8 protein-coding genes are annotated in these 9207 nt (G+C 73.9%); 5 read left to right on the plus strand and 3 right to left on the minus strand.

All coding sequences use genetic code 11. The features are described from left to right. On the minus strand, positions 1–2242 hold a 2242-nt coding region (locus KBY47_RS35635), incomplete at its 3' end, for a beta-N-acetylglucosaminidase domain-containing protein (protein WP_210928725.1). Positions 2243–2495: 253 nt separating this feature from the next. Here KBY47_RS35635 and KBY47_RS35640 point away from each other — a divergent pair. From KBY47_RS35640 to KBY47_RS35650, 3 genes are all read left to right on the plus strand, one after another. Next, positions 2496–2726: a hypothetical protein gene (locus KBY47_RS35640; protein WP_210928729.1), complete on the plus strand. Its 231-nt coding sequence runs from the start codon at positions 2496–2498 to the stop codon at positions 2724–2726. After that, positions 2727–4898 (plus strand): 4-alpha-glucanotransferase, encoded by a 2172-nt coding sequence (gene malQ / locus KBY47_RS35645; RefSeq protein WP_210928731.1) that lies wholly within the window; start codon positions 2727–2729, stop codon positions 4896–4898. It abuts the gene before it with no gap. An 80-nt stretch (positions 4899–4978) separates the two neighbouring features. Beyond that, entirely contained in the window at positions 4979–5260 is a 282-nt protein-coding gene (locus KBY47_RS35650) for a hypothetical protein (RefSeq protein ID WP_210928732.1), read from the plus strand. Between the two features lie 129 nt (positions 5261–5389). On the opposite strand, the gene KBY47_RS35655 is transcribed toward KBY47_RS35650, so the two are convergent. Next, complete coding sequence (locus KBY47_RS35655) at positions 5390–6022, minus strand: TetR family transcriptional regulator (protein ID WP_210928734.1); 633 nt, start codon at positions 6020–6022, stop codon at positions 5390–5392. Between the two features lie 187 nt (positions 6023–6209). Between KBY47_RS35655 and KBY47_RS35660 the strand changes: the two genes are divergently transcribed. Beyond that, complete coding sequence (locus tag KBY47_RS35660) at positions 6210–7664, plus strand: FAD-dependent monooxygenase (protein ID WP_210928736.1); 1455 nt, start codon at positions 6210–6212, stop codon at positions 7662–7664. Positions 7665–7686: 22 nt separating this feature from the next. Here KBY47_RS35660 and KBY47_RS35665 read toward each other — a convergent pair whose 3' ends face one another. Beyond that, complete coding sequence (locus KBY47_RS35665) at positions 7687–8190, minus strand: MarR family winged helix-turn-helix transcriptional regulator (RefSeq protein ID WP_210928738.1); 504 nt, start codon at positions 8188–8190, stop codon at positions 7687–7689. A 154-nt stretch (positions 8191–8344) separates the two neighbouring features. Here KBY47_RS35665 and KBY47_RS35670 point away from each other — a divergent pair. Next, positions 8345–9207: EamA family transporter (locus KBY47_RS35670; RefSeq protein ID WP_210928740.1), on the plus strand; the 863-nt coding region annotated here is incomplete at its 3' end.

Genomic DNA, 9207 nt, shown 5'->3' on the forward strand with positions numbered 1-9207 from the left:
GGCGCAGGGTGGAGCCCGTTTCGGTGGTGGGCTCCTCGTGATGGTCGTTCAGGGTGAGTTCCGCTGGTGGGGTGTCCGCGTACCAGGGGATCAGGTGGTGGATGCGGGAGGGGGACGGGCCCGTCACTCGGACGGCGTCCGCGTGGAGGGTGGTGGGCAGTTCTGTGGCGCCCGACGGGGTGAGGGGGCCGAGGCCTTGCCAGCCCTTGCCGGGGACGTGGGCCTCCACCGTGCCTGTCGTGCCCGGGTCGGTGAGGGCGGTGACCGTGGAGAGGGGGCGGGGGCGGGGGAAGTGGAGGGTGCGTCCGTCGGGGGGGCGGTTCGGTTCGCGGGTCAGGCCCGCCCAGCTCTCGTATGACTTTTGGGCCCGGGTCAGGAACGGATCCAGGACGCCCTTGCCGACCGTCACCGGGGCCGCGTCGATGCGGGTGCGCAGTCGGTCGAGGGTGCGGTACGACGTCCAGGCCGTTGCCGTGTCGCCCCGGCGCTGGGCGTCCAGCATGTCCAGGGCCGTCACTCCCGCCTCGCCGTAGCGGGCCAGCTGGCTGGTCCAGGGGGCCGTCTCGGTGGCGAGGGGGGTGCGGGAGAGGCGGTCCGGGGTCTCGCGCATCACGGTGAAGGCGGTGCGGAGGCGGTCCGTGGCCTGGGTCTCGGGGGCGAGACGGGTGCGCCAGTACGCCTCCAGGAGGGGGCGCAGGTACGCCGACTCCTCGTCGTCGAGGACCGAGGAGGCGTCGTTCCCGGCGAGGGCCGCGAGGGCCTGTTCCTGGTGGGCGTCGCCCGCGGCCAGGTCGGCGATGGCCGCGCGCCAGGACTCCTCGGGGGCGTAGGCGCGCGGGTTCCAGGCGTAGTCGGCGGCCGTGAACAGGGGGATGCGGGAGGCCGCCGCCTGCTGCATGGCGTGGGCGAGCAGGCCTGCCGAACCGGCGGCCACGGCGGGGTGGCGGCCGGTGTAGGGGCCCAGGAAGAGGCGGTCCTGGGCGTAGTCGTTGACCGGGTAGTTGTCCATGGTGACCAAGGGGTGGCCGAAGGCCTCGCGGGTGGCGGTGAGTTCGCCGCCGGTGATGGTGCGCGGGACCACGCCCACGCCGGTCCACGCCACCTCGACGTCCGGGTCCAGCTCCCTCGCCAACGTACGTCGATACGGAGTCGTACCGTCCTGGTAGTACTCCGTCGGCATCAGCGACAGCGCCGTTGAACCCGGGTGGTGTTTCGCCAGGTGGCGGGCGACCGCGTCGGCCACGCGCGCGTGCGCCCTCGCCGCCGCCTCCGGGCCGGACCCGAACCGGTCCGCGTCCGCCTCGCAGTGCCACTCGCTGTAGCTGACGTCCTGGAACTGGAGCTGGAACGCCCGGAAGCCCAGCGCCCACATCGCGTCCAGCTTGCGGTTCAGGGCGGCCACGTCGGCGTCCGAGGACAGGCACATCGACTGGCCGGGGGCCACCGCCCACGCGAGCGTGACGTGGTTGCGGCGGGCCCGCTCCGCCAGCTCCCGGAACTCCGCGCGCCGCTCGGCCGGGTACGGCTCACGCCAGCGCGCCTGGCGGCGGAGGTCGTCGCCGGGGGCGTAGAGATAGCGGTTCTGCTTGGTCCGGCCCATGAAGTCGAGGTGGGCGAGCCGTTGCTCGTGCGTCCAGGGTTCGCCGTAGAAACCCTCCGTGGTGCCGCGTACGGCGGTGCCGGGCCAGTCGCGGATCTCGGCGCCCGCGATGGTGGGTGTTCCGGGGGTGATCAGTTGGCGCAGGGTCTGTACGGCGTGGAAGAGGCCGTCCTCGCCCGCTCCGGAGAGGGTGACGGTGCCCGGGGCGACGGTGAGGCCGTAGCCGCCGGTGGGGAGGGTGTGGTGGGTGTCCCGGCCGGGGCGTTCCGCTGACGCCCGGACCGCCAGGGCGCCCGGCGGGCGCGGGTCGGTGTCGCGGAGCATGGCGATGCGCCGGGCTCCGGCGGAGCGCAGTAGTGCGCGCAGGGCCTCGACGGTGTACGGGTCGGCCGAGCCGTCGGTGATCAGCACCGTCTCCTCGGTGACCCTGGCGGGGGTGCCGGTGTGCCGCATGGATTGGGGGCGCGGCCAGACGGTCGGGGCGGCGGCGTCGGTTCGGGGTGCGGGGGAGGTGGGGGTGGTGGGGGAGGTGGTGCTGTCGGGGGGCGGTGGGGCGGCGACGGCCGCCGGGGCGGTGCCGAGCATTCCGGTGACGACGGCGATCGCGAGCACCGCCGCACGCCTCCTGCGCCGCAGCTGCACGGGCCCCCTCCCTGGTCCTCGTCCGGCACTGCCCACCGTGGTGTCTCCGGGGCCACCGAGCCCACCATCCGTGCGGCGAGGGTGTCAACGGAGGTGGCCGTGATGTCGTATTTGATCCACTCTGGGGGAGTGGCGAGGTGGGAGGGAGGGCGTGGAATGTGATGAGAAGTGCGTTCTCCGACATCGAGGCGTCTGGGGACGCGTCCGCTGGGTAGGGCTGCGGGTACCCCATTCGACTCGACGAGGAGAACCCGTGGCCGCATCCGCGCACCTGCTTCTGGACGCCCTCTCCAAACGCCCGGCGGAACCGTCCGCCGAACCCGTCCTGCCCGCCCAGCCCGAAGCCCCCCATGTGTGCGTCTTCAGCGCCGAGGGCCCCTGCGCCCAGGCACCCCTGACCAGCGAGCCCCCGCTGCCCGACGCCGAACCACTCACCAGCGAGCCGCCGCTCGCCGCCCCGGACGCCGACTCCACGAGGCCGTAGATGACAGCGCCCCGCCCGGTCGAACCCCTCGACGAGCCGCTCGACGACGACTTGGCCCGGCTCGCCGAGTCGCACGGCGTGGCCACCTCCTACCAGCCCGCCCCGGACCGCACCGTCGCCGCCTCCGCCGCCGCCGTCATCCGCACCCTGCGCGCCCTCGGCGTCGACGCGAGCACCCCCGACGCCGTGCGCGCCGCCCTCGCCGACCGGCGCCGCGAGAACGCGACGCGGCTGCTGCCGCCGACGGTCGTCCGCTGGGAGGGCGAGGACGGGTGCGCCGCCCTCGCGGGGCTGCCGGACGGAACCCGGCTGCTGATCGAGACCGAGCAGGGCGAGACCCGCGCCGACGCCGGGCAGCTCCCGCCCGGCGTCCACCGGCTGACGGCCCGGGCACCCGACGGACGGACCGCCGAGGCCCAGCTGATCGCCGCCCCGGCCCGGCTGCCCACCCCGGCCGGACGCTCGTACGGACTGCTCGTCCAGCTGTACTCGCTGCTCTCCCGGCGCTCCTGGGGCATGGGCGACCTCGGCGACCTCGGCGAGCTGGCCGGGTGGGCGGGGCGCGCGCTCGGCGCCGGGTTCGTGCAGGTCAACCCCCTGCACGCGGCCGTGCCCGGTCCTCCGACCGACCCGTCCCCCTACCGGCCCTCCTCCCGCCGCTTCCCCGACCCGGTGCACCTGCGCGTCGAGGACGTGCCCGAGTTCGCCCACCTGTCCGACGCCGACCGGGAACAGGTGCGCGCACTGCTCGAGCGGGCCGGGCGGCTGCGGGAGGACGTGCTGGACAAGGGCGCGCTGATCGACCGGGACGCGGTGTGGGAACTGAAGCGGGAGGCGCTGGAACTGCTGCGCGCCGTACCGCTCGGACCCGGCCGCCGCGCCGCCTACTGCGACTTCCTCGCCCGCGAGGGCCGGGCCCTGGAGGACCACGCCACCTGGTACGCCCTCGCCGAGGTGCACGGCCCCCGCTGGCGGACCTGGCCGGCCGGGCTGCGCGACCCGCGCTCACCGGAGACGGCACGCGCCCGCGCCGAGCTGATGGACCGCGTCGACTTCCACTGCCGGCTCGCCTGGCTCACCGACAGCCAGCTCGGCGCGGTCCAGCGCACCGCCCGTGAGGCGGGCATGCCGCTCGGGATCGTGCACGACCTCGCCGTGGGCGTCCATCCCGAGGGCGCCGACGCCTGGGCGCAGCAGGACCACTTCGCCGCCGGGATGTCGGTCGGCGCGCCCCCCGACGCCTTCAACGCCCACGGGCAGGACTGGGGCCTGCCGCCCTGGCGCCCCGACCGGCTCGCCGCCTCCGGGTACGCCCCCTTCCGCGCCCTGCTGCGCGCCCTGTTCCGCTACGCGGGCGCCGTGCGCATCGACCACGTCATGGGCCTCTTCCGGCTCTGGTGGGTCCCCGAGGGGCTGCCGCCCACCGAAGGCACCTACGTCCGCTACGACGCCGAGGCGATGCTCGCCGTACTGGTGCTGGAAGCCTCCCGCGCGGGTGCCATGGTGATCGGCGAGGACCTGGGCACCGTGGAGCCGGGGGTGCGCGAGGCGCTGCGGCGGCGCGGGGTGTTCGGCACGTCCGTGCTGTGGTTCGAACGGGACTGGGAAGGCGACGGCCGCCCCCTGCCCCCCGACCGCTGGCGCGCCGACTGCCTGGCCACCGCCACCACCCACGACCTGCCGCCCACCGCCGCCCGCCTCAGCGGCGAACACGTCGAACTCCGCGACCGGCTCGGCCTGCTCGGCCGCCCCCTGGAGGCCGAGCGCGCCGAGGCCGCCGCCGATACGGGGGAGTGGCTCGCCCTGCTCACCCGGCTCGGGCTGCTGCGGAGCACCGGCGGCGGCATGGACGCCTCCTCCGAGGAGGCCGAGGTGCGGGCCGTCCACGACTATCTGCTGCGCACCCCGGCGCGGCTCATCGGCGTCTGGCTGCCCGACGGGGTGGGTGACCGGCGGCCGCAGAACCTGCCGGGGACGTGGGACGAGTATCCGAACTGGCGGCTGCCGGTCGCCGACGCGGCGGGGCGGCCGGTGACGCTGGAGGAGTTGGCGGAGTCGGCCCGTCTGCGAGGGCTGGTGCGAGGGATGGCGGGCGGGGGGCGGGGGGAGGAGCGGGGGGGGGAATGGGAGGTGGAACCGGGGGTGGAACGGGGGGTGGAACGGGGGTGCTGACGTCGCCGCCCGGCCGGGGGCGGCAACCTGTACGGCACCCCGGGCGCGCGGGCCGATCCGGCGTTCGCTACTTTTGCACCGTGGACAAGAAGAACGCCCTGCGCGCCGGCGCCCTGGCCTCCGGCACAACGCTGATGATGCTGCTCATGTCGTCCCCCGCGCTCGCGCTCAGCCGCGACGACGGCGACGACCCCGGCACGGGCCTGAGCGTCGTCGAGACGCTGGGCCTCTATGTCGCCCTCCCGATCGCGATCTTCGCGGTCATCGCCGGTCTGGTGATGGTCCTCGACCGGTCGCAGGAGAAGCACCGGGTGACGTCCAAGAACATCAGGACGAAGAACAAGGCCGCCGCCAAGGCCTGATCCGGCACTTGGCGCCACCTGCCTGATCTGACCAAGGGCGCCGTCCCCGTCGTCGTACGTGTGTTTGTCGTACGGCGGTGAGGACGGCGCCCTTGGTGTGCTTGCGGGCGTTGGCGCCGGGCGTGGCCCTCAAGGGCTCGGTGCTGTCAGGTACCGCTGGATCGTGGGGCCGAGCCAGGCCTCGATCTCGCCGCGGCTCAGCTGCTCCGCCGCCGGGATGCGCAGGACATAGCGGGTCAGGGCCAGGCCCAGCAACTGCGTCGCGACGAGGGCGGCCCGCGTGGGCACCTGTTCCGGGTCGGGGCACGTCTGCCGCGCGACCGGCAGCACCTGCTCGCGGAAGATGCCCTGCATCCGCTCGGCTCCGGACTTGTTGGTGATGCCGACCCTGAGCAGGGCGGTGAGCACCTCGTTCTCCTCCCACTGGGTGAGGAAGTGCGCCACCAGGCCCCGTCCGGCCTCCTCGCGGGGCAGGGCGGTGAGGTCGGGCATGCGCAGATCGACGCTGACGGCCGCCGCGAAGAGTCCCTCCTTGTTGCCGTAGTAGCGCATCACCATCGACGGGTCGATGTTCGCGTCCTTGGCGATGGCGCGGATGGTGGCGCGCTCGTAGCCGTCGGCGGCGAAGCGTTCGCGGGCGGCGTCGAGGATGGCGGTCCGGGTGGCGTCGGAGCGGCGGGGGGTGGGGGGAGGGGTGGTAGGGGTGGCGGAAGTGGCGGGGGTGGCGGAAGTGGTCGGGGTGGTGCGGGTGCGGTCTGGCATGTCAACGAGCGTAGGCCTACGGGCGTGGGCCCACAAGTGTTGGCCACGTCTGCGCCGCCGTTCGTGCGGGTCAACGCTTGTGGGCCAACAGCTGTTGACTTCACCCTCTCCGCCCCGCTACTTTCATGGCCAACAGACGTTGACCAACAAGCGTTGACCAACGGTCGTTGTCACCCAGGAGGCCCTCATGAACGGCACCACTGGCACCAACACCCCCGCCGTCATCGTCATCGGTTCCGGCCCCACCGGCCTCCTCCTCGCCGGGGACCTGGCCACCGCCGGAGTCCCCGTCACCCTCGTCGAGAAGCGCCCGCACAAGATCAGCAACCTCTCCCGGGCCTTCGCCGTGCACGCCCGCACCCTGGAGCAGTTCGACGCCCGCGGGCTCGCCGACGAACTGGAGGCCACCGGGCAGCGGCTCCAGCGGCTCCGCCTCTTCGGCCGCCTCACCATCGCGCTCGACTCCCTCCCCTCCCGTTTCAACCACCTCCTCATCACCCCCCAGTACGAGGTGGAGAAGCTGTTGGAGCGCCGTGCCGTCGAGGCCGGGGTCGACTTCCGCTACGAGACGCGGATGACCCGGCTGACCCAGGACACCGACGGCGTCACCGTCGAACTCCGCGGTCCCGGCGGCGAGGAGAGCAGCCTTCGTGCCGCGTACGTCGTCGGCGCGGACGGTATGCGCAGCGCCGTGCGGGACGCGATCGGGCTGACCTTCCCCGGGCACTCCGTCATCCGGTCCGTCGTCCTCGCGGACGTCCTGCTCGCCGAGAAGCCGGAGACGCTGCTCGCCGTCAACGCTGTCGGGGACGCGTTCGCGTTCATCGCGCCCTTCGGGGACGGCTACTACCGCGTCATCGGCTGGCACCGCGGCCGGGATGTGGCCGACAGCGAGCCCCTCGACCTGGACGAGGTCAAGGAGATCACCAGGATGGCGCTGGGCACCGACTACGGCATGCACGACGCCCGCTGGATGTCCCGCTTCCACAGCGACGAACGCCAGGCGCCCGCCTACCGCGTCGGCCGGGTCTTCCTCGCCGGTGACGCCGCGCACGTCCACACCCCGGCGGGCGGGCAGGGCATGAACACCGGCCTCCAGGACGCCGCCAACCTCGGCTGGAAGCTCGCTCAGGTGGTCACCGGGCACGCGGCCCCCGCACTCCTGGACACCTACCACTCCGAGCGCCACCCCGTCGGCAAGGCGGTGCTGCGCAGCAGTGGCGGCATCGTCCGCCTCGCCATGGCCAAGACTCCGTGGACCCTCGTCCTGCGGGCCGCGATCACCACCGTCCTCGACACCGTCGCCCCGGCCCGCCGCAGGATGCTCGGCCAGCTCACCGGCATCGGCTACCGCTACCCCGCCCCGCGCGGCGCCCACGCCCTCACCGGCACCCGCGTCCCGGACGTCGCCCTCGCCGATGGCGCCCGCCTCTACGAGGCCCTGCGCGGCGGCCGGTTCGTGCTGATCACGCCGGACGCGCACGAGGACCCCGCCGGCCGCGACGGGCGCCTCGCCGTGGCCCGCTGGGCGAGCGACCGCCGTACGGCCCTCCTGGTCCGTCCCGACGGATACGTGGCCTGGGCCTCCGACTCGGCCACCGCGACGGACATCGACGCCGCCCTCGCGGCCCACGTCGGTTGAACGCCCGGCCGGGAGCCGGCCCTCAGCCGGCTTCCGTCGAGGCCAGCAACTTTCTCAGCAGGTCGGCCAGTCGGTCGGCCTGCTCGTCGTCCAGGCCGGACAGCGCCGACGTCTGGAGCGCCAGCCCCGCGCCCACCGCCTCGTCGACCACCCTCAGGCCCTGCTCGGTCAGCGTCACCTTCAGGCCCCGGCGGTCGTGGGGGTCGGGGGAGCGGCGGAGCAGGCCCGCGCGCTCGAGCTTGTCGAGGCGGCCGGTCATGCCGCCGGTGGTGAGCATCAGGGTGGCGGAGAGCTGGCGGGGGGAGAGGGTGTAGGGCTCGCCGGAGCGGCGCAGGGTCGCGAGGACGTCGAACTCGCCGCGGGAGATCCCGAAGCGGGCGTACGCCTTCTCCATGGCGTCGCCCATCGCCCGGGAGAGCCGGAAGACCCGGCCGAAGACCTCCATGGCGCGGGTGTCGAGGTCGGGGCGTACGGCGGCCCACTGGTCGATGATCGCGTCGACGGGGTCCCGGTCGGGTTCGGTCATGCGGGGAGTATCCGCCGTCCCGAGAGTCGGTCGCAAGTAAGCCACTTCTGAGTAAGCCGCTTCCTGAGTGAGCCGATCGCCAGTAAGTCACTTGACGCTGATTAGCTTAGAGCTAAGCTAATCAGTATCGGTCTACTCCGAAGGGTGTGCGCCCATGACCTCCCCGTCCGCCGCCAACCGCCTCGCCTTCACCCTCCTCACCGCCCTCGCGCCCATTTCCTGGGGCACCACCTACGCCGTCACCACCGAGTTCCTCCCGCCCGACCGCCCCCTCCTCACCGGCATGCTGCGCGCCCTGCCCGCCGGGCTGCTGCTGCTCGCGCTCGCCCGGACGCTGCCGCGCGGCGCCTGGTGGTGGCGGTCGGCGGTGCTCGGCGTGCTGAACATCGGCGCGTTCTTCCCGCTGCTGTTCCTGGCGGCGTACCGGCTGCCCGGTGGGCTGGCCGCGGTCGTCGGCTCGGTGGGTCCGCTGCTCGTGGTCGGGCTGTCGGCCGTACTGCTCGGGCAGCGGCCCACCGCCCGTTCCCTGGTCACCGGGGTCGTCGCCGCGTTCGGCGTCAGCCTCGTCGTGCTGAAGGCGGCCGGGGCGCTGGACGCGCTCGGCGTGCTCGCGGCGCTGGCCTCCACCGCGTCGATGTCCGCCGGTACGGTCCTCACCAAGAAGTGGGGGCGGCCCGAGGGTGTCGGCCCGCTCGCCCTCACCGCCTGGCAGCTCACCGCGGGCGGTCTGCTGATCGCGCCGGTCGCCCTGCTCGTCGAGGGTGCACCGCCCGCGCTGGACGGGCGGGCGCTCGGCGGCTACCTCTACCTCGCGCTCGCCAACACGGCCGTCGCCTACTGGCTCTGGTTCCGCGGCATCGGCCGCCTCACCGCCACGCAGGTCACCTTCCTCGGCCCGCTCTCCCCGCTGACCGCGGCCGTCGTCGGCTGGGCGGCCCTCGGGCAGGCGCTCACGGCGGTGCAGGTGGCGGGGATGGCGGTGGCGTTCGGGGCGACGGTGGTGGGACAACTCCCCAC

Origin of the sequence: Streptomyces sp. B93 (assembly GCF_018070565.1) — a bacterium.
GTDB lineage: Bacteria > Actinomycetota > Actinomycetes > Streptomycetales > Streptomycetaceae > Streptomyces.

Excerpts from the sequence above, each read along its gene's own strand:
- KBY47_RS35655 (WP_210928734.1), bottom strand. The coding sequence starts at position 6,022 with ATGCCAGACCGCACCCGCACCACCCCGACCACTTCCGCCACCCCCGCC.
- KBY47_RS35665 (WP_210928738.1), bottom strand. The coding sequence starts at position 8,190 with ATGACCGAACCCGACCGGGACCCCGTCGACGCGATCATCGACCAGTGG.
- malQ (WP_210928731.1), top strand. The coding sequence starts at position 2,727 with ATGACAGCGCCCCGCCCGGTCGAACCCCTCGACGAGCCGCTCGACGAC.
- KBY47_RS35660 (WP_210928736.1), top strand. The coding sequence starts at position 6,210 with ATGAACGGCACCACTGGCACCAACACCCCCGCCGTCATCGTCATCGGT.